This is a genomic window from Paraburkholderia podalyriae (assembly GCF_014397785.1).
In the GTDB taxonomy this organism is placed as follows: domain Bacteria; phylum Pseudomonadota; class Gammaproteobacteria; order Burkholderiales; family Burkholderiaceae; genus Paraburkholderia; species Paraburkholderia podalyriae.
In genome coordinates this window covers 81750-101353 of sequence record NZ_VZQQ01000022.1, presented here as the reverse complement: position 1 = coordinate 101353, position 19604 = coordinate 81750, and the positions used below count along the sequence as shown (strand labels likewise).

20 protein-coding genes, 1 other RNA gene and 1 riboswitch are annotated in these 19604 nt (G+C 65.2%); of the genes, 11 read left to right on the top strand and 10 right to left on the bottom strand.

Going from position 1 to position 19604, the window contains the following annotated elements; all coding sequences use genetic code 11:
* Nucleotides 1–20 precede the first annotated feature (20 nt).
* The 3 genes from F6X42_RS24415 to lptF are packed head-to-tail and all read right to left on the bottom strand — an operon-like array spanning nucleotide 21 to nucleotide 2689.
* Nucleotides 21–401, bottom strand: coding sequence for a sirohydrochlorin chelatase (locus F6X42_RS24415; RefSeq protein WP_187636651.1), 381 nt, complete (start codon nucleotides 399–401; stop codon nucleotides 21–23).
* 38 nt (nucleotides 402–439) lie between these two features.
* Nucleotides 440–1588 (bottom strand): LPS export ABC transporter permease LptG, encoded by a 1149-nt coding sequence (gene lptG, locus F6X42_RS24410; RefSeq protein ID WP_187636650.1) that lies wholly within the window; start codon nucleotides 1586–1588, stop codon nucleotides 440–442.
* A 3-nt stretch (nucleotides 1589–1591) separates the two neighbouring features.
* Nucleotides 1592–2689 (bottom strand): LPS export ABC transporter permease LptF, encoded by a 1098-nt coding sequence (lptF, locus tag F6X42_RS24405; protein ID WP_187636649.1) that lies wholly within the window; start codon nucleotides 2687–2689, stop codon nucleotides 1592–1594.
* 137 nt (nucleotides 2690–2826) lie between these two features.
* On the opposite strand from lptF, the gene F6X42_RS24400 reads away from it, so the two are divergent.
* The 3 genes from F6X42_RS24400 to F6X42_RS24390 all read left to right on the top strand — a co-directional run bounded on the left by F6X42_RS24400 (nucleotide 2827) and on the right by F6X42_RS24390 (nucleotide 5706).
* A complete protein-coding gene (locus F6X42_RS24400; protein ID WP_187636648.1) occupies nucleotides 2827–4338 on the top strand; it encodes a leucyl aminopeptidase in 1512 nt (503 codons plus the stop codon).
* Nucleotides 4339–4390: 52 nt separating this feature from the next.
* Nucleotides 4391–4807, top strand: a complete 417-nt coding sequence (locus F6X42_RS24395; RefSeq protein ID WP_187636647.1) for a DNA polymerase III subunit chi — start codon at nucleotides 4391–4393, stop codon at nucleotides 4805–4807.
* 80 nt (nucleotides 4808–4887) lie between these two features.
* Nucleotides 4888–5706 (top strand): DUF2486 family protein, encoded by an 819-nt coding sequence (locus F6X42_RS24390; protein WP_187636646.1) that lies wholly within the window; start codon nucleotides 4888–4890, stop codon nucleotides 5704–5706.
* Nucleotides 5707–5730: 24 nt separating this feature from the next.
* On the opposite strand, the gene F6X42_RS24385 is transcribed toward F6X42_RS24390, so the two are convergent.
* Together F6X42_RS24385 and ilvD are read right to left on the bottom strand one after the other, a co-directional pair.
* Complete coding sequence (locus tag F6X42_RS24385; RefSeq protein ID WP_187636645.1) at nucleotides 5731–6069, bottom strand: c-type cytochrome; 339 nt, start codon at nucleotides 6067–6069, stop codon at nucleotides 5731–5733.
* A 148-nt stretch (nucleotides 6070–6217) separates the two neighbouring features.
* A complete protein-coding gene (ilvD, locus tag F6X42_RS24380; protein WP_187636644.1) occupies nucleotides 6218–7891 on the bottom strand; it encodes a dihydroxy-acid dehydratase in 1674 nt (557 codons plus the stop codon).
* Nucleotides 7892–8050: 159 nt separating this feature from the next.
* On the opposite strand from ilvD, the gene F6X42_RS24375 reads away from it, so the two are divergent.
* Together F6X42_RS24375 and lgt are read left to right on the top strand one after the other, a co-directional pair.
* Nucleotides 8051–9031 (top strand): LysR family transcriptional regulator, encoded by a 981-nt coding sequence (locus tag F6X42_RS24375; RefSeq protein ID WP_187636643.1) that lies wholly within the window; start codon nucleotides 8051–8053, stop codon nucleotides 9029–9031.
* Between the two features lie 47 nt (nucleotides 9032–9078).
* Entirely contained in the window at nucleotides 9079–9981 is a 903-nt protein-coding gene (lgt, locus tag F6X42_RS24370; RefSeq protein WP_187636642.1) for a prolipoprotein diacylglyceryl transferase, read from the top strand.
* Nucleotides 9982–10080: 99 nt separating this feature from the next.
* On the opposite strand, the gene F6X42_RS24365 is transcribed toward lgt, so the two are convergent.
* From F6X42_RS24365 to F6X42_RS24345, 5 genes are all read right to left on the bottom strand, one after another.
* Nucleotides 10081–10806: an SIMPL domain-containing protein gene (locus tag F6X42_RS24365; RefSeq protein ID WP_187636641.1), complete on the bottom strand. Its 726-nt coding sequence runs from the start codon at nucleotides 10804–10806 to the stop codon at nucleotides 10081–10083.
* A gap of 241 nt (nucleotides 10807–11047) precedes the next feature.
* Nucleotides 11048–11506 (bottom strand): EVE domain-containing protein, encoded by a 459-nt coding sequence (locus tag F6X42_RS24360; RefSeq protein ID WP_187636640.1) that lies wholly within the window; start codon nucleotides 11504–11506, stop codon nucleotides 11048–11050.
* A gap of 141 nt (nucleotides 11507–11647) precedes the next feature.
* Nucleotides 11648–11829: non-coding RNA, 6S RNA (ssrS, locus tag F6X42_RS24355), on the bottom strand.
* 81 nt (nucleotides 11830–11910) lie between these two features.
* Entirely contained in the window at nucleotides 11911–12225 is a 315-nt protein-coding gene (locus F6X42_RS24350; protein WP_187636639.1) for a cell division protein ZapA, read from the bottom strand.
* A complete protein-coding gene (locus tag F6X42_RS24345) occupies nucleotides 12222–12581 on the bottom strand; it encodes an ATPase (RefSeq protein ID WP_187636638.1) in 360 nt (119 codons plus the stop codon). Before F6X42_RS24345 ends, F6X42_RS24350 begins: the two co-directional genes overlap by 4 nt.
* A 220-nt stretch (nucleotides 12582–12801) precedes the next feature.
* A riboswitch (cobalamin riboswitch) is annotated at nucleotides 12802–13066 on the top strand.
* A gap of 88 nt (nucleotides 13067–13154) precedes the next feature.
* On the opposite strand from F6X42_RS24345, the gene F6X42_RS24340 reads away from it, so the two are divergent.
* The 6 genes from F6X42_RS24340 to cobC all read left to right on the top strand — a co-directional run bounded on the left by F6X42_RS24340 (nucleotide 13155) and on the right by cobC (nucleotide 19560).
* Nucleotides 13155–15089, top strand: a complete 1935-nt coding sequence (locus tag F6X42_RS24340) for a TonB-dependent receptor domain-containing protein (RefSeq protein WP_187636637.1) — start codon at nucleotides 13155–13157, stop codon at nucleotides 15087–15089.
* Between the two features lie 39 nt (nucleotides 15090–15128).
* The gene (locus F6X42_RS24335) at nucleotides 15129–16193 is read left to right on the top strand and encodes a FecCD family ABC transporter permease (RefSeq protein WP_187636636.1); all 1065 of its coding nucleotides are present in this window, start codon (nucleotides 15129–15131) and stop codon (nucleotides 16191–16193) included.
* Between the two features lie 29 nt (nucleotides 16194–16222).
* The gene (locus F6X42_RS24330; RefSeq protein ID WP_376776416.1) at nucleotides 16223–17032 is read left to right on the top strand and encodes an ABC transporter ATP-binding protein; all 810 of its coding nucleotides are present in this window, start codon (nucleotides 16223–16225) and stop codon (nucleotides 17030–17032) included.
* A 41-nt stretch (nucleotides 17033–17073) separates the two neighbouring features.
* Nucleotides 17074–18135 carry a nicotinate-nucleotide--dimethylbenzimidazole phosphoribosyltransferase gene (gene cobT, locus F6X42_RS24325; RefSeq protein WP_187636635.1) on the top strand — a complete coding sequence of 354 codons (1062 nt, stop codon included), beginning with the start codon at nucleotides 17074–17076 and terminating at the stop codon, nucleotides 18133–18135.
* 73 nt (nucleotides 18136–18208) lie between these two features.
* Nucleotides 18209–18985: an adenosylcobinamide-GDP ribazoletransferase gene (locus tag F6X42_RS24320; RefSeq protein WP_187636634.1), complete on the top strand. Its 777-nt coding sequence runs from the start codon at nucleotides 18209–18211 to the stop codon at nucleotides 18983–18985.
* Nucleotides 18970–19560, top strand: coding sequence for an alpha-ribazole phosphatase (gene cobC, locus F6X42_RS24315; RefSeq protein WP_187636633.1), 591 nt, complete (start codon nucleotides 18970–18972; stop codon nucleotides 19558–19560). The genes F6X42_RS24320 and cobC overlap by 16 nt, the downstream gene beginning before the upstream one ends.
* The last annotated feature ends 44 nt before the right edge of the window (nucleotides 19561–19604 follow it).

The following is a 19604-nucleotide window of genomic DNA, read 5'->3' as shown; positions in this document are numbered from 1 at the left end:
AGCCAAGCAGAACGAAAAAATCAGACCTGCCGCAAGCAATACTGCGCGAGCGCATCCAGCACCGAATCATCCTCACCGACCGCCACCGCGCAGCGAATCTCGACACCGGGGTGCGCGGCGCGGCATTGATCGACGATCGCGGGCAAGTCCTCGCGGACATGTCCGCCTTGCCCGAAGAACACCGGCACCACGGTGATCGCATCGCAGCCTTGCGTGGCGAGTTGCGCGACGGCCGTCGGCAGATCGGGCTCCATCAGTTCGAGAAAGGCGAGCATAACCGCCTGAGCTTCGCCCGTCGCCGCGCGCGCGGCGCGCAGCTTGTCGGCGAGCCGCTCGAACGGCTCGCGCCAGCGCGCATCGCGCGCGCCGTGACCAAACAGAATCAGTCCGTGCATAGCCATCACGTCAGCTCCTGACGATGCCCCTCAACGCACTGGCGTTAGTGCCGGTCGACCCACTTCAACCCGACGAGTCCCAGCACCAGGTAGACGAGCCCCGGCGTCGCGGCGGTCAACGGCGCGGGCCACGTGTTGAGCGTGCCGATGTGCGAGAACAGCGTGTTGAACAGCTGGAAGCTCATACCGAGCATGATGCCGCCGAACACCTTCATGCCGACCACGCCCGCACGCGTATGCAGATATGCGAACGGCAGCGACAGCACCAGCATCACGAACACCGCGAACGGATACAGCACCTTGCGCCACAGCGCGATTTCATAGCGCTGCGTGTCCTGATGATTTTCGGTCAGATGCTGGATATAGCGGAACAGATTGAACATCGACATCCGGTCCGGCGACACCAGCAGCACCGACAGGATCTGCGGTGTCAGTTCCGAGCGCAGCGAATACTCGGGCAGCGTGACCTGATTCGCGCGATAGACCGGATTAAGCACATCGGCCGGCGTGCCGGGAGCCGGGGCCACGTCGAGCAGTTGCGTGTCGGTCACGCCGGTCAGCAGCCAGTGGCCCGGCGGCTGATAATGGCCGCTTTGCGCGATGCGAATGTTCGACAGACGGAACTTCGAATCGAACTCGTAGATGCGCACGTTGCTGATCGTCGCGTCGGGCTTCAGCTCGCCGACGTTGACGAAGCGCGTGACCTGCTCGCCGTCGGCGCGCTCGGTCAGCGTGTCCTTGACCCAAACGCCCGACTGGAAGTTGCTCGACACCGACGAGCCGAGCGCCTCGAGCCGTACCCGCTCGGACAGCTGATCCGTGTACGGGCCGACTACTTCGCCGATCAGATAGGTGAGGATGACGAGCGGAATGCCGATCTTCAGCAGCGAGCGCAGCGCCCGGTTGGTGGCGAGGCCCGACACGCGAAAGATCGTGTATTCGGAGTTCGCCGCCATCTGCGCGAACACGTAAATCGCGCTGATCAGCGCCGCGACCGGAATGATTTCGTAGAAACGCGACGGCGTTTGCAGAGCGACGCGCAGCACCGCGTACTGAAACTTGTAGTTGCCGTGACCGACCGAGTTCAGTTCATTGATCAGGTCGAAGAAAAAGAACAGACCTGAAAAGGCAAACAGAATGAACACGAACGTGAGATAGATCTGACGCGCGAAATACCTTTCATAAATGCGCATCGCTCAGGCTCCCTGCGAACGGCTGAACATGGCGCGCGTGAACAGCGGCCGGTTGCGCACGCGCAGCCAGAAGATGAACGCGACGATCCCAAGCACGATCACGTGCAGGATCACGAGTCCGACGCCGAACGACATCTTGCCCTGCTCGATCCATGCCTGCACGACGTTCAGCAGATTCGAATAGGTGAGGTAGATCAATACGGCCATCACGAGGTTGATGGTGCGGCTGCGCCGCGGGTTCTGGTGCGCGAGCGGAATCGCGAGCAGCATCAGGTTGATTGCGATCAACGGAAGACCCGCGCGCCACGCGAATTCGGCGAGGTTCTCTTTAGTGGGATTGCGCAGCAGCGTGAGCGTCGGCAAGCCGGTGGTGGTCGGCGTATTGACGACCGGCTGGCTCTGGATCTTCACGCCGTAGCGCTCGAACTCCATGATGCGGAAATCGGGGTGGCCCGGCTCGCCGTCGTAGCGGCGGCCGTTTTCCAGCACGACGAAACGGTCACCATTCTTGTGCGTCTCGATGTGGCCGTTCTTCGACACGACGACGTTGACCTTGCCGCCCTCGGTGCTCGTCACGAACACGTTCTCGACGTGCCCCTGGTCGGGCGACATCTTCTCGATGAAGAACACGCGGTGGGTGGTCGGCGATTCGCGGAACTGCCCCGGCGCGAGCAGCGAGACTTCGTCGCGCTGCTGGAAGCGCGCGCGGATCAGCTTGCTCTGCTGGTTCGACCAAGGCCAGCCAACGAACACGAAGAACATGATCAGGATGATGATCGGCGTGGCGAAAATGCCGATCGGCTTGATGAATTGCGCGAGACTGACGCCCGAGGACAGCCACACGACCATCTCGGAGTCCTTGTACCAGCGCGTGAGCACGAACAGGATCGACACGAACAGCGTCGCGACGAGCATGATGGCCAGATAGCCGATCACGGTGAGGCCGATCAGGACCAGCACGTCGCGCGGGTCGATCTCGCCCGAGGCCGCGAAGCCGACGATGCGGATCATCATCGTCGTCAGCACTAGCGTGAGGAGAACCATGAACACGGCGCCAGCCGTGTACGCGAGCTCGCGCTGGAGGGAGCGTTCAAAGATCATTATTGATGACGAGAGGGGGCGCTCACGGCGACGCGCGGGTTCGTTCCCGTCACGCCTCCGGTGCAGCCGCCGCGGGAAAAATAGCGGATAATTGCGGCTTTCATCCTAAGCCCAGATTTTATCCGAGGACAAGCGCGATGGACTTTAGCATAAAAGCCTGTGATTGGACCAAAGGCTCGACGAACGGTTTCCTGACCGGCAAATCCGATTGCATCGTGATCGGCGTGTTCGAGTCGCAAACGCTGTCGGGCGCCGCGCTGGAGATCGACGCGGCCACCAAGGGCCTGCTCACGCGCATCATCAAGGCGGGCGACATGGACGGCAAGGCGGGCACCACGCTGTTCCTGCACGAAGTGTCGGGTATCGGCGCGTCGCGCGTGCTGCTCGTCGGTCTCGGCAAACAGGACGCTTTCAGCCAGAAAGCTTACGGCGAGGCGGTCCGCGCCGCGTGGCGCGCGCTGCTCGGCACGAAGATCGTGCAGGTCACGTTCACGCTCGCGCAACTGCCGGTGCTCGAGCGCACCTCCGACTGGTGCGTGCGCGCCGCGATCCTCGCGCTGCGCGAGCTGACCTACCGCTTCACGCAGATGAAGAGTAAGGCGGACAACGCGCCACGCGCGTTGAAGCGCGTCGTGTTCAGCATCAACACCGGCGACGAGAAAGCCGCCAAGCTCGCCGCGAAGCAGGGCGCCGCGCTCGCCAACGGCATGGACCTGACGCGCGACCTCGGCAATCTGCCGAGCAACGTCTGCACGCCGACCCATCTGGCGAACACCGCGAAGAAGCTCGCGAAAGACTGGAAGCTGAAAGTCGAGGTACTCGGCGAGAAGCAGTGCGAAGCGCTGAAGATGGGCTCGTTCCTGTCGGTCACCGCGGGCGCGGTCGAGCCGGCGCAGTTCATCGTGCTGCAGTACCAGGGCGGCGCCGCGAAGGCCGCGCCGGTCGTGCTGGTCGGCAAGGGCGTTACGTTCGACACGGGCGGCATCTCGCTGAAGCCGGGCGAGGGCATGGACGAGATGAAGTACGACATGTGCGGCGCGGGCTCGGTGCTCGGCACGCTGCGCGCGGTCGCCGAGATGGGCCTGAAGATCAACGTGGTCGGCATCATCCCGGCCGTCGAGAACATGCCGTCGGGCACGGCCACCAAGCCGGGCGACATCGTCACGAGCATGAAGGGCATCACGATCGAGGTGCTGAACACCGACGCCGAGGGCCGCCTGATTCTGTGCGACGCGCTCACCTACGCGGAGCGCTTCAAGCCGGCCGCGGTCATCGACATCGCGACGCTGACGGGCGCCTGCATCATCGCGCTCGGCCATCACAACAGCGGCCTGTTCTCGAAGAACGACGCGCTCGCGGGCGAGCTGCTCGACGCGTCGCGTGAAGCGGCCGACCCGGCATGGCGTCTGCCGCTCGACGACGAGTACCAGGAGCAGCTGAAGTCGAACTTCGCGGACGTCGCGAATATCGGGGGGCGTCCGGCGGGCAGCGTGACGGCCGCGTGCTTCCTGTCGCGTTTCACGGATTCGTACCCGTGGGCGCATCTGGACATCGCGGGCACCGCGTGGAAGAGCGGCACCGCGAAGGGCGCGACGGGCCGTCCGGTGCCGCTGCTCGCGCAGTTCCTGATCGACCGCGCCGGCCAATGACGCGCTGCGGTAAGCGCGCGCACGGCGCGCGGCAAGCGGGGCGGAGCGGCCGATGACGAGAATCGACTTTCACTCGAACGTCGGCGATTCGCTGCTGTACGCCTGCCGCCTCGCGCGCAAGGCATATCTGGCGGGCCAGCCGCTCGTCGTGCTGGCCGAGTCCGCGCGTCTGCTCGCCTTCGACGAAATGCTGTGGACCTTCTCGCCGCTCGACTTCGTGCCGCACTGTATGGCAGCCACGCCGCTTGCCGCCGACACGCCCGTCGTGCTGGCCACGAATCTCGACGACGTGCCGCATCATCAGGTGCTGCTCAATCTGGGCGCAACGGTGCCGGCGCAGTTCGCGCGCTTCGAAAGATTGCTCGAAGTGGTCGGTAACGCACATGAAGAACTCGCCGCGGGCCGCGAGCGCTATCGCTTCTATCGCGATCGCGGCTATGCTTTGAATAACTACAAGCAGGGCGGCTAGTTCGTTGCGCTGCGCGTCATTGCCGCGAGGAACGCGGCATGCGGACCGCCTGCCCTGTCTTCGACTCACGGAGAGCGCACGTGTCCGATCCCCACGACAATTCGATTCCGGTCCTGAACGAGGTCCTCGTGCCGGGCCGCGCGCGCGAGACGCACGAGGCGTCGGCCGATGCCGCCGCGCCCGCGCCCCAGCCCGGCGCCGAACCCGCAACCCCACCCGCCGCGCAACCGGCGGCGGCGCGCGAACCTGCTTCCCGCACGGAACCCGCGTTCGTGCCGACGCCCGCGCACCAAGCCGACCCGACGCTGGCGCCCGAGCCGCTACTCGCGCCCCAACCGGTGCCCACGCCCGAGCAACTGAGTTCGCCGGAGCCCGTGCTCGTGCCGGAGCCGATGCCGACGCGAGAAGCCGCGCATGCGGCGGAGCATGAGCCTCTCGCGCAGACCGAGCTTCATCAGCCGCGCGTGGCCGATCACACGCACCCGAAGAAGCACGCACGGCCGCATCACGGCGTTCATGTGCGACATGGGCATGATGACTTGCAAGAGGACGTGGAGGTGTCGCCCGGCGTGTTCGATCGAACCGAGCCCTTCATACCGCTCGAAGCCGGCGCGACCGTGCCGCCGGATATCGGCCATGACGGCGCGAACGGAGCCGCGCCCGCGCAGCCCACATTCGATGCCGACGCGATCGCCGCACGTTTGCACGGACGCTTCCAGGGTTTTCTGACGGGCGAGGGGCGCGGCATCATCGAGGCGCGCTGCCGCGATGCGGTGCAGCAGCACACAAGCCTGCTCGTGAGTCAGATCACGCGTGAGGTCGCGCAGTCGCTCGAAGTCGCGATGACCGATTGGGTACGCGAAGCGGTGGAAGAAGAAATTGCGCGGCGCTCGAATTGATGCCGCGCTGACGGCAGACGTCCGTTATTTGAGCGTCAGCACCCAGGCCGCCAGTGTGGCCGCCTGATCGGGCGTCAGTTGCGTGTTCGCGGGCATCGGCACGGTTCCCCATACGCCGGTGCCGCCATCGAGGATCTTGTGCTTCAGATAGGTGGCGGCGTCGTTGCGTCCCGCATAGCGGGCTGCAACGTCGTGCAGCGCCGGTCCCATGAACGGGCGCGTGACCGAGTGGCAGCTCATGCAGTTCTTCTGCTGTGCGAGCGCGAGGCCGGCCGCTTCGGCACGGGCTGCGGGACTGGCGGCGCTCAATGCGGCGGCGAGCGCAACAGCGGCTGCTACGGCCGCGTACGACATCGATTTCATTATGGTCTCCGCCAGTGCAGATGCCCGGCTCGTGGTGCACGCATTATAAGAGCAAAGGGGCGCACGGCTTTTCGTGCGCCCCTTCGCGTTTTTTGCATAGCGCGGCCGGCGGGTTCATCGGTCGAGCCGGCCACGCCCGCCGCGGTGATCAGCCCGTCACCGCCCCCCGGTTCGCCGGCTGCGCAAGCGCGAAATACTTCGCCATCACGCCGCGTGTGTAGCGCGGCCTCGGCGCCTGCCATGCGGCGCGGCGGCGCTGCAGTTCGGCGTCGTCGATGTTCAATTGCAGCAGCAGCCTGTGCGCGTCGATCGTGATCGAATCGCCTTCCTGCACGAGCGCGATCGTGCCGCCGACGAACGCTTCCGGTGCGACGTGCCCGACCACCATGCCCCACGTGCCGCCCGAGAAGCGGCCGTCGGTGATGAGCCCGACCGACTCGCCGAGCCCCTTGCCGATGATCGCCGAGGTCGGCGCAAGCATTTCCGGCATACCGGGGCCGCCCTTCGGGCCAAGATAGCGCAGCACGACGACGTCGCCGGCGACGATCCTGTCGGCGAGGATTGCCTCGAGCGCGCTTTGCTCGTCGTCGAACACGCGCGCGGGACCCGTGATGACCGGGTTCTTCAGCCCCGTAATCTTGGCGACCGCGCCGTCTTCGGCGAGATTGCCTTTCAGGATCGCGAGGTGCCCTTCGGCGTACAGTGCCTTATCGATCGGGAAGATCACCTGCTGATCGCTGCGCGGTTTGGCTGGCACGTCCTTCAGTTCCTCGGCGATCGTTTTGCCGGTGATCGTCATGCAATCGCCGTGCAGAAGTCCGGCGTCGAGCAGGATCTTCAGCACCTGCGGGATGCCGCCCGCCTTGTGCAGATCGGTGGCGACATACTGGCCCGACGGTTTCAGGTTGCAGATCACCGGCACTTTCTTGCGTATGCGCTCGAAGTCCTCGATCGTCCATTCGACCTCGGCCGCGTGCGCGATCGCCAGATAGTGCAGCACCGCGTTGGTCGAGCCGCCGGTCGCCATGATCAACGCGACCGCGTTTTCGATCGACCGCTTCGTGATGATGTCGCGCGGCTTCAGATCCTGCTTGACCGCTTCGACGAGCACGCGCGCCGATTCGGCGGCCGAGTCGACCTTCTCCTGATCGGGGTTCGCCATCGTCGACGAATACAGCAGCGACATGCCGAGCGCCTCGAACGACGAGCTCATCGTATTGGCCGTGTACATGCCGCCGCACGAACCGGTCGACGGACACGCGTTCTTCTCGATGCCCTCGAAATCTTCCTGCGACATGCGGCCCGCCGTGAATTCGCCGACCGCCTCGAACGACGACACGATCGTCAGATCGGTGCCTTTCCAGTTACCCGGTCGGATCGTGCCGCCGTACACGTAGATCCCCGGCACGTTCATGCGCGCGAGGCCGATCATGCCGCCCGGCATGTTCTTGTCGCAGCCGCCGATCACGACCACGCCGTCCATCCATTGCCCCTGCACGCAGGTCTCGATGCAGTCGGCGATCACCTCGCGCGATACGAGCGAGTACTTCATGCCCTCGGTGCCCATCGACATGCCGTCCGAGATCGTCGGTGTGCCGAAGGTCTGCGGGTTCGCGTCGGCGTGCCTGATCGCGGTGACGGCCGCGTCGGCGAGAGGCTGCAGGCCGGCGTTGCACGGCGTGATCGTCGAGTGGCCGTTGGCGACGCCGATCATCGGTTTGTCGAAATCCTCCTTCTGGTAGCCGAGCGCGTAGTACATCGAGCGATTCGGTGAACGCGCGATGCCTTGCGTGATGTTCTTCGAACGACGGTTGTAGGCCATGGGAAGCTCCATGTCTGGCTGTTCTGATGAATGCGCGCGGTGGCGTTCGCGCGCGCACCCGTTCAGTGTAGTTCCGCCGGACCGTGCGAACCGGCGGTTTTGCGTGACACGCGTCGTGTGTATTATTCGCGGTTGTTCAGGTCGTAAAATATATTAATCATGCTGCCGACGATTCCCGACCTGCGCCAGTTGCGCTATTTCGTCACCGTCGCCGAGGAAAAACACTTCGGGCGCGCCGCCGCGCGTCTGTCGATGACGCAGCCGCCGCTGTCGCAGGCGATCCGCGCGCTCGAGGAGACGCTCGGCGTCGAGCTGTTCGCGCGCACCAAGCGCTCGGTCGAGTTGACGGCGGTCGGCGCCGATCTGCTGCCGGAGGTGCAGCGGCTGTTAGCGGCCGCGGAAGGGCTGAGGCCGCTCGCGCAGAGCCTCGCGCGTGGCGAGGCGGGTGTGCTGTCGCTCGCGTTCGTCTCGACCGCCGATTACGGCCTGCTGCCGCTGCTGCTGCGCGATTTCGGCGCGCGGCATCCGCGCGTGCGGCTCGAACTGACCGAGGCGACCAGCGACGTGCAGGTCGAGGAACTGGTGGCCGGGCGTATCGACGCCGGTCTGGTGATCGCGCCGCTGCCGTCCCGGCATGCGGCGCGGCTGTCGTGGCTGCCGATCGCGTGCGAGCCGCTCGTGATCGCGATGTCGACGGAGATGGCGCAGCGGGTGCCGGGCGGCATGAACGCCAACGGCAACGCCAATGAAGACGCCGCCGCCGAATGGCTCGACACGCCCGTCAGTCTGCGCGATCTCGCCGACGCGCCGCTCGTGATCTTCCCAAGGCGTCTCGCGCCAGGCTTTTATGACATCATTATGGATTGCTACGGCGTCGCGGGCCTCGCGCCGCGGATCGGCCAGGAGGCGATCCAGATGCAGACCATCGTGAGTCTCGTGTCGGCCGGCATGGGCGTCGCACTGGTGCCGCAATCGTTGCGTAACCTGCGCCGCACCGGCGTCGTATACCGGCCGCTGTCCGAGTCGGTGCCCGCGATCGAGACGGGCCTCGTCTGGCGCACCGACGAGGTCAGTCCGGTGCTGGCGGGCTTCATCGATATCGTGCGCACGCATGCGGCGAACGTGGCGTCGCGCGTGTGATCCGCTGTAAAAACTGCTTCCGAACCTGAACTGCCCATAACTACACGATGCTCATTCACCCCAATTTCGACCCTGTCGCCATTCATCTGGGGCCGCTCGCCGTGCGCTGGTACGGCTTGATGTACCTCGTCGCGTTCGTCGCGGCGATCGTCGTCGCCCGGCTGCGTCTGCGTCTGCCGTACGTCGCCGCGCAAGGCTGGAGCGCGAAGGATATCGACGACATGCTGTTCTTCGGCGTGTTGGGCACGATCCTCGGCGGCCGGCTCGGCTATGTACTGTTCTACAAGGCGAGCTTTTATTTCGCGCATCCGCTCGACATCTTCAAGGTGTGGGAAGGCGGCATGTCGTTTCACGGCGGCTTTCTCGGCGTGACGCTTGCGATGATGCTGTTCGCGTATCAGCGCAAGCGCTCGTGGCTGCAAGTCACCGACTTCGTCGCGCCGATGGTGCCCACGGGCCTCGCGGCGGGGCGTCTCGGCAACTTCATCAACGGCGAGCTGTGGGGCCGCGTGACCGAGCCGTCCGCGCCGTGGGCGATGCTGTTTGGCGCCGCGCCTGACGACGCCGCGTGGCTCGCCGCGCATCCGCAACTGGCCGCGCAATGGCATCTGAACGAAGTGTTCGCGCAATATCACATGCTGCCGCGGCATCCGTCGGAACTGTACGAGATCGCTCTCGAAGGTGTGGCGCTGTTCTTCGTGCTGATCTTCTTCTCGCGCAAGCCGAAGCCGCTCGGCGCGATTTCCGCGATGTTCCTGATCGGCTACGGCCTCGCGCGCTTCACGGTCGAATTCGCACGCGAGCCGGACGACTTCCTCGGCCTGCTCGCGATGGGGCTGTCGATGGGTCAATGGCTGTCGCTGCCGATGATCCTCGCGGGCATTGGCCTGATGGTGTGGGCGTATCGCCGTGGGCGTCGCGAGCCGGCGCAGGCGGTTGGCGCGAACTGAGCCGCGCTCCGGTAGCGTGGCGAGCGCCGCATGAAAAAACGCCACGGCATCGACAGATGCCGTGGCGTTTCCCTTTGAGCTTGCGTTCGCGCTTGCGCGTCACTTCATCTGCACCGACCCCGACACGTTGACGGTCACCGTCGACGTGCCGCCTTCGAGCGACAGCGGCGAGCTCTTCGCGTCGGCACCCATCGCGCGCGCGCTCATCATCATCATCGGACGCGGCATCGCGCCGCTGTGATTCACGTTGACCTCGCGAATCGAATAGCCGCTAAAGCCGAACGCCTGCGAGGACGACGCGGCCTGCTCGCGAAACGATTTGATCGCCTCGCCGCTGAGCCGCTGCTCGGCCGCGCGCTGCGCTTCCGGCGACAGCGAGAAACGCACGTTGCCCACCTGCATGATCGATGCCATCTGTCCGGCGAGCTTCGATGCCGCGGCGAAGTCGCGCGATTCGAGCACGACTTCCGTACGGCCGCGCCACGCCGAGATGCGTCCGTCCCGGTCCGTCGACGGAAAGATCGAGAACGCGCCCGAGCGCGCGGTCACGCCGCTGACGCCGCGAGCTTTCTGCAACGCCGCGTCGGCGCGTTCGTTCAGCGTCGACGTCAGCGACGACGGCTCGCTCGCCTCCTGCTCGTAAAACAGCGTGATCTCGACCTCGTCCTGCGGCACTTCCGCGCTCGCCTGCGCATTCAGCGACAGCACACCCGAAGGCTGCTGCATCATGCTCTGCGCTCGCGCTGGAGCCGCGTTCAGCGCGAGCGCCACAGGCGCGCCAAAGGCGAGCGCGAGTGCGAGGGCCCGTGCGGTTCTTTTCGTCATGGCTGGACTCCTGGTTTGAACAGGTTGTGCACGTTCGATGCGAGCACCGCGTGGCGGCGCACGGTTTGACGGATGCGTTGGCGAATGGCTTCGAGTGCTGGAGAGCGGTCGGATTGAGCCCACGCTTTCGTCGACCGATTAGGCGCGCTCGACTGGCGCTTGGTTCCCCAATTAGTGTTTTGCCGCCGGATCGGCTGATGACCCGCGCGCGCACGACACGTGCCGCGCCGCGAGTTCACCTTTAAACGAGCCGTTTAGTGATGAATCGCCATTCGGCGTCGGTCACCGGCGTGATCGACAGACGGTTGCCTTTGGCGAGCACGCGCATGTTCTGCAATTCGGCATGCTCGCGCAGCGCGGCAAGCGGAATCAGCGCAATTTTCTTCTTGAACACGACGTCGACGAGCAGCCAGCGCGGCGTTTCCGGCGACGATTTCGCGTCGTAGTACGGACTCTTTTTATCGAACTGGCTCGGGTCCGGATACGCGGTCGACGAGACCTCCGCGATGCCCGCGATGCCGGGCTCCGGACAGCTCGAATGATAGAAGAGCACACCGTCGCCGATCTGCATCACGTCGCGCATGAAGTTGCGCGCCTGATAGTTGCGCACGCCGGTCCACGGCAAGGTGCGATGCGGTGCGTTGGCGAGGTCGTCGATGCTTGCTTCGTCCGGTTCGGACTTCATCAGCCAGTAGCGCATGAATCGGAGTCAGCGTGTGAGATTGAACGACGCGCAACAACAGCAGGCGCGTGCGGAAAAGCCCCTGAAAAAGGCGCTCAAACGAAAAAACGACGACCAAAGAAAAACGGCATCGAACCGAAGTCCGATGCCGTTCCAGATAAGGTCCCCGCCTTAGCCGCTAGGCCGGCATCCTGAACCGAGGGTTCAGAATTGGTCGCAGTTAGCAACACTTCGGGTACATCAGACTGAGTGACGCGCACGCCCGTGCTACAAATTTCCGCAACCGTGCACATGGCATTGGTTCAAGGAATATATGACCTTGGCGAACCAGGCAGGGAAGCTAAACCGATGAAGCTACAACACATACCTTTGAACTTGCGACCGGTTCGAAACCGGCCCACTACTAACTAACCCAATACTGCTTACTGCACGCTGTACTGCTCAATCACAGTACCTAGCTGTTCGTTCATTTGCTGCATTGTACGCCGGATTTCTTCAGCGGGAAATGCTTCTCCGTGTCGCACGCTGCTTTGCAATTTAAGCAGTTCCGATGCCAGCGACAGCGCAGCCATCACCGCGATGCGATCCGTGCCCCGGACGTTGCTGTTACCGCGGATTTTCTTCATCTCCGCGTCGACGCGCGCGACCGCCTCGAGCAGCGCGCCTTCCGTTTCCGGCGAACAGGCGAGACGATAGGGTACTTCGAGAATCGATACCTCGATCTGCTTGGTGGTCATGCGCTTTCTCCGTGTCGGCTCACGTCGCTTTCCGCTTCCTCGTGTTCGGGCTGGGCGGGCTCGAGCAGATCGAGCTGGTTATCCGGTTCGCTGCTCGCGCGTGCGCGCGGCAATTTTTCGAGAATCGCATTCAGGCGCACCTGAGCGTCGTCGATCTTGGCGGACAGTGCGTCGCGTTCGGCCTGCAGTGTGTCGCGCTCTTCGCGCAATTGCGCGAGCTCCGCGTGCGTGGCTTGTACCTCGGCACGCGTTTGCGCGAGTTGCTCTTCTAGCGCGAGCCGCGCTTCGTTGTGGCGCTGGCTGATCGCAATCAGTTTGCCGATGTTCTGGGAGAGTGATTCGAGTTCGGTGAGCATGTGCTGCGTCCTCTAAAGACATCGCATTTTAGCGCGGAATATTACAGGTTCCGACAATTGTCTCGTTTCGAGACGTAACAGCATCGCTTCATGCACGTTCGTTGCATGTCGTGTCGTCGACCATAAGATAAAAAACCGGCAATCCATCGGACAATAACCTGCATTCAGCAGAACGGATTGCGCTCCGAATGACCTCTCTTGACGCTCCGCGAGGCCGCTCCTAAACTTCCCGCACTCTGGTGCCCGCGCGCGCTTATCGGCGCGCGCAGTTAAACGGGAAGCAGGGCGCGCGCGGTGCCAAAACCGGATGCGCGAACCTGCGCTGCCCCCGCAACGGTAAGCGACCGCATGTGATGTGCTCATGCAGGTCGGTCCTGATCGCAAGGTTGGAAGTTCAACGTGCGAGTGTGCCACTGCGCGTCACGCGTGGGAAGGCGGGATCGATGTGTCGTAGCCCGGATACCGGCCAGAAAAGAGGGACGTCCCCGCGAAAACGTTAAACAAGGGACGCCTCGTGACGCGTCGGCCTGCGGGGAAGCAGGCCGCGCACGCTAGCCACAGGAATGTCATCCCATGTTGTCCCCCATCGCCCGCGCGATGCTCTTCGCGTTCGCGAGCCTGCCGCTCGTCGTGCATGCGCAAAGCGCCGAGCCCGCGTCTTCATCGTCCGCTTTGGATGCAACCGCTGCGAATGCCGCAAACGTCATCAACAACGCCGCCAATATCACCTCAGCCGATGCCGCGGACACCGCGCTGTCGCCGATCGTCGTGACCGCGCAACGCGGACCGCAAGCGCTGACCGAGGCGATCCCGCAGACCACGCGGTTCGATCAGCAGGACATCGCCGACACGAGCGCGACCGATCTGCCCGGCCTGCTGCAATTCGCGCCCGGCGCGCAAATCTCGCGTACGGGTGGCCCCGGTTCGACCACGAGCCTCTTTTTGCGCGGCGCGTCGGCGACGCAATCGTTGCTGCTGATCGACGGCGTGCGCGTCGATTCAGTGAGCCTCGGCTCCGCTCAGCTCGCGCAGATTCCGCTCGATCAGGTCGATCACGTCGAAGTGGTGAACGGCAACGTGTCGGCGTTGTACGGCTCGGGCGCGATCGGCGGCGTCGTGCAGGTGTTCACGAAAGACGGCGGCGATCATCCGCCGCGGTTCAATTTTTCGGTCGGCTACGGCAGCTATCACACGCAGACGCAAACGGCCGGCGTGAACGGTGCGCTCGATCAGGACGGCCGCACGACTTTCAGCATCGCGCTTGCGCGCACCAAAGACGACGGATTTTCGTCGCTCAATCCGCTCGAGGCGCCGAACGCGAATCCGAACCCGAACGGCAATCTGAACGAAAGCATCACCGCGTCGCTGCGTCACACGTTCAACGACAAGTGGGACGCGGGCGTCAGATACTTCCAGTCGAACAACAACAACAGCTACGACAATGCGTACGGCGAGCCCACCGATCTGAACAACCTCTACAGCAAGGTGCGTCAGGTGTCGGTATTCGCGAACGGCAAGTTGACCGACTGGTGGACCACCCACTTCACGCTCGCGGAGGGCGACGACCGCAGCGTATCGAACACCAATGGCATCGACAACGGCCGCTTCAATACCGACAATCGCCAGTACACGTGGCAGAACGATTTCGCGCTCGCCGCGAACCAGAAGCTGCAACTCGGCTACGAGCATCTCGACCAGACGCTCGACTCCGACACGTTCGCCGCGCCCGAGCGTCACGTCGATTCGGTCTTCGCGGGCTACAGCGCGCGCTTCGGCCGCAACCAGATTCAGGCCAACGTGCGACGCGACCAGTACTCCGATTTCGGTGGAGCGAACAGTTACTATCTCGGCTACGGTTTCGACATCACGTCGCACTGGAAGGCAACCGCAAGCTATTCGGATGCGTTCCGCGCGCCCAGCTTCGACGATCTGTACTATCCGATCAGCGGCAATCCGTCGATCCAGCCCGAGCGCAGTCATTCTGTCGAAGCCGGTTTGCAGTACGCGACCGATGCGCTCGGCGTAATGCGGTTGAACGCCTTCCAGACGCGTTATACGAATCTGATCGACTACGTGCAGACGATCCCCGGCATCTATCTCGCCGAGAACGTCGGCCATGCGAAGGTGCAGGGACTCGAAGGATCGTGGAGCGGTCATGTCGGCAAGACCGACGTGCGCGCAACGGTGACGCTGCAGAATCCGGTCGATCTCGACAACGGCACCGACCTCGTGCGGCGCGCGCGACGGTTCGCGTCGTTCGCGGTGAATCGCGGCATCGGTGGATGGCGCGTTGGCGGCGAGTGGATCGTCAGCGGTCCGCGCACGGACAGCACTGGCAACCTCGGCGGTTATGGCATCGTGAATCTGTCGGCGCGCTACAACATCACCAAAGCGTGGTACGTCAGCGCACAAATCGACAATCTGTTGAACAAGGATTATGAAACGGCCTACTCGTACAACTCGCCGCGACGCGGTGCGTATCTCACGCTCGGCTGGCAGCAGCAATGACGCGCGCGCCGGATTGGCCGCGTGCGTGAGCGCCCGCGGATGAGTCGCGCGTCCACTTCGCTGTCCGCCGCGATGGCGACGCCGCGCCCGATGAGCGCGAAGCGCGCGGCCGCGATCTGGCTCGGCCTCGCGCTCGCCGCCGTCACGGTGCTCGGCGCGTCGCTGGTGCTCGGCAGCGTGCCGCTCGCGCCGTCGCGCGTGCTGGCGGCGCTCGCGCCTACACACACGTTCGGCGGCACGGGCAGCGACGATCTCGCCGGCGAAATCGTGCGCACGTTGCGTTTGCCGCGCGCACTCGCGGGCTTCGCGTGCGGCGCGTTGCTCGCGCTTGCCGGCGCGCTGCTGCAGGTGCTGCTGCGCAATCCGCTGGCCGAGCCGTACGTGCTCGGCGTGTCGGGCGGCGCGGCGACGTTCGCGCTCGTCGCGATGATCGCGGGCGGCGCATGGTGGATCGTCGATGCGAGCGCGTTCGCGGGCGCGTTCGTGTCGATCCTGCTGGTGCTCGGCCTCGCGCGTCGCGAGCTATGGCGCGGCGAGCCGCAGGACACGTCGCCGCGTTTGCTGCTGACCGGCGCGGTGATCGCGGCCGGGTGGGGCGCGTTGATCACGCTGCTGCTCAATCTCGCGCCCGATAGCCGCCTGCGCGGCATGCTGTTCTGGCTCACCGGCGACCTCAACGGCGGCGCGCTGCCGTGGACCGCGCTGATTGCGCTCGCGCTCGTGTTGCTCGCGATCGTCCCGGCCGCGCCGCGTCTGAACGTGCTGCTGCGCGGCGACGCCGCCGCGCAGGCGTTGGGCGTCGCGGTGATGCCGCTGCGTTTGCGCGTGTACCTGGTCGCGTCGCTGGCGGCGGCCGCGGCGGTGACGACCGCCGGCACGATCGGCTTCGTCGGTCTCGTCGTGCCGCACGTGCTGCGGCTCGCGTTCGGCAACGATCAGCGCATGCTGCTGCCGGCGGCCGCGCTCGGCGGCGGTGTCGCGGTGATGGGCGCGGATCTGATCGCGCGGACCGTGATCGCGCCTGCGCAATTGCCGGTCGGCGTGATCACGTCGCTGGTCGGCGTGCCGGTGTTCCTGTGGATGCTGCTCAAACGCCGCCGATGATACGAGCCAAACCCAGCCCCACCTGTTCGATGCTGAGCACGCAGCGCCTGACGTTGCGCGCCGGCGCGCGCACCTTGCTCGACGCGTTCACGCACACGTTCCATGCGGGCGAAATCTGGTGCATCGCCGGGCCGAACGGCGCGGGCAAGACCACCTTGCTATCGACGCTGGCGGGGCTGTTGCATCCGGCGGCGGGCCATGTCGAACTCGATGGCGTGCGCGTGGCCGACTGGCAGCCGCTGCCGCTCGCACGGCGCCGCGCGCTGATGCCGCAAAGCGCGGCCGATGCGTTCAACGCAAGCGTGCTCGACATCGTGCTGCTGAACCGCTTCCCGCATCTGGGCGGCTGGGGCTGGGAGCGCGACGAGGATCGCGCGGCCGCGCGGGCGGCGCTCGAACGGCTCGGCCTCGCGGACTTCGCGGCGCGCGACGTGCTGTCGCTGTCGGGCGGCGAGCGTCAGCGCGTTGCCCTCGCGGCGGTGCTGTGCCAGGACGCGCCGCTGTTGCTGCTCGACGAACCGTTGTCGCATCTCGACCTGCATCATCAGATCGACTGTCTCGAAGCGCTCGTCGCATGGACGCGCGAACCGCGGCGTAGCGTGCTGTTCTCCTGCCACGACCTGAACCTCGCGCGCCGCTTGGCGACGCACGCGTTGCTGCTCGACGGCGCGGGCGGCGCGTACGCCGGTCCGGTGCGCGACGTGCTGACGCCCGCGTTGACGAGCCGCGCGTTCGGCTATCCGCTGATTCTGATTCGCGACGGCGAGCACGAGGCGCTGATTCCCGCGCCGCGCGCGCGTCACGAATCGCCTGCCGGTCATGACGCACAGTCAGGCTGATTATTGACTCCTATTACCCCTATTCCTATTCGACCGCACCTATGACTCACATCCCACTCCCGACCGGTTTGCCCGAAGTCGCCCCGCTCGATCAAACGCTGTGCGCCGAGTTGCAACGGATCATCGATACGCGCACCAAACCGCCCGGCAGCCTCGGCCGGCTCGAAACGCTGGCGCGCCAGATGGGCCTGATCCAGCGCAGTACGCGTCCCACCGTGCAGCGTGCCGCGATGATCGTTTTCGCGGGCGATCATGGCATCGCCGCCGAGGGCGTGAGCCCGTATCCGCAAGCGGTGACCGCGCAGATGGTTGCGAATTTCATCGCGGGCGGCGCGGCGATCAACGCGCTCAGTCGTGTCGCGGGTCTCGAACTCGAAGTGGTCAACGCGGGCATCGCGACGCCGCTGTCATCGACGCACGGACTCGTCGACATTCCGGTCGGACCCGGCACGCGCAACTTCGCGCACGAAGCCGCGATGACGCACGCCGAAGCGCTCGCCGCGATGCAGGCGGGCGCCGCGCGCGTGCGTCATCACGCGGCGCTAGGCACGAACGTGATCGGCTTCGGCGAGATGGGCATCGCGAACACCTCGGCGGCCGCGTGTCTGATGAGCCGTCTGTGCGGCGTGCCGATCGACGACTGCGTCGGCCGCGGCACCGGTCTCGACAACGCCGGCCTCGCGAAGAAGCGCAACGTGCTCGCGTCGGCGCTCGCGCGTCATGCGGACGCAAGCGCGCCGCTCGACGTGCTCGCGACCTTTGGCGGCTTCGAGATCGCGATGATGGCGGGCGCGTATCTGGCCGCCGCCGAGGCGCGCATGACGATCCTCGTCGATGGCTTCATCGCGACATCCGCTTTGCTGGTGGCCGATGCGTTGTCGCCCGACGTGCGCGAGTACTGTGTGTTCGCGCATGCGTCGAACGAGGCCGGGCATCGGCGCATGCTCGATCATTTTGGCGCGCAGCCGCTGCTATCGCTCGACATGCGGCTCGGCGAGGGCACGGGCGCCGCGCTCGCGGTGCCGTTGCTGCGCGCGGCGGTGGCCTTCGTCAACGAGATGGCGAGCTTCGATTCGGCGGGCGTCGCGGATCGCGAACCGTGAAGCGCGCGAGCACACGCTTCGCGAGAACGCGAAGCTCGGCCTGCATCGCTGTGAACCTGCACTCGCCACGTCCATGAACCCGCTCTCGGAACTGCGCTATTTCTTCACGGCGCTCGGTTACTTCACGCGCGTGCCCGTGCCGCGCTGGGTCGGCTTCGAGCCGCATTATCTGAATGCCGCGGCGCGCTACTTTCCGCTCGTCGGCGTGTTGGTCGGCGGCTTCAGCGCGCTTGTCTATCTGGCCGCGCTGCGCGTATTTCCGGCGAGTGTCGCGGTGCTGCTGTCGATGGCCGCGTCGCTCGTCGTCACGGGCGCGTTTCACGAGGACGGTCTCGCCGATTGCATCGATGCGTTCGGTGGCGCCTATACGCGAGAAGATGCGCTGCGCATCATGCACGACTCGCGCATCGGTGCTTTCGGCGCCATCGCGCTGGTGATCGCTCTGACGATCAAGTGGCAAACGCTCGAGGCGTTGCCACCGCTGCGCGCCGCAAGTCTGATGCTTGCGGCGCATGGCGCGAGCCGCGCGTGCGCGATCAGTTACCTGGCCACGCTCGACTACGTGCGCGCGGCCGGCAAGGCCAAGCCGGTCGCGCAGCGTTTGAGCGGACCGGCGCTGCTGTGCGCCGTGCTGTTCGGGCTGCCGTGGCTGCTGTGGCCGAACGGCCCCGGCGCCCCCGACTGGCGTTTCGCTGCGCTCACGTGTGTCGTGCTGTTCGCGTTGCGCTTCGCGATGGGCCGTTATTTCGCCCGACGCATTGGCGGCTATACCGGCGATTGCCTCGGCTTCGCGCAGCAGATCTTCGAATTGAGCATCTATCTGGTGGGGCTTGCATGGATATCGTCCTGATTCGACATCCCGCTGTCGCGCTCGAGGCGGGTGTCTGTTACGGCCATAGCGACGTCGCGTTGGCGGAAGACGCCGAGCTCACATCCAATGCGCTGGCGGTAAAGCTCGCGAACTTGCAGGTGCCGGCGCCGCGCGTGTTGATCACGAGTCCGCTCACCCGCTGCGCCGCGCTCGCGGCCGAGATCGCGAACGACTTCGGCTGCGTGGTCAGCCACGACGAGCGTCTGAAGGAAATGGATTTTGGCGCCTGGGAAGCGCAGCGCTGGGACACGATCGATCGCGCGCTGCTCGACGACTGGGCCGCCAATTTCGAACATGCGCGCTCGCATGGCGGCGAGAGCGTCGCGCAATTCGTCGCGCGTGTGCGGGCGTGGTTCGATGCGTTCGCGCAGACGCGCGAGTTGTCGCCCGCGTACGTGGTCACGCATGCGGGCGTGATGCGCGCGATCGCGTCGTGGGTGCTGGAAGTGCCGCTCGCGCGTTGCCTGCAGTGGTCGCTCGATATGACCGGGATCGTGTGGTTGCGACGTAACGACGAGACGCTGCAGTGGTCGCTCGTGCGATGGAATGCGTGAGCCGCGTTGTCATGCTGAGAACCGCTCGGTTTTTGCACGACACG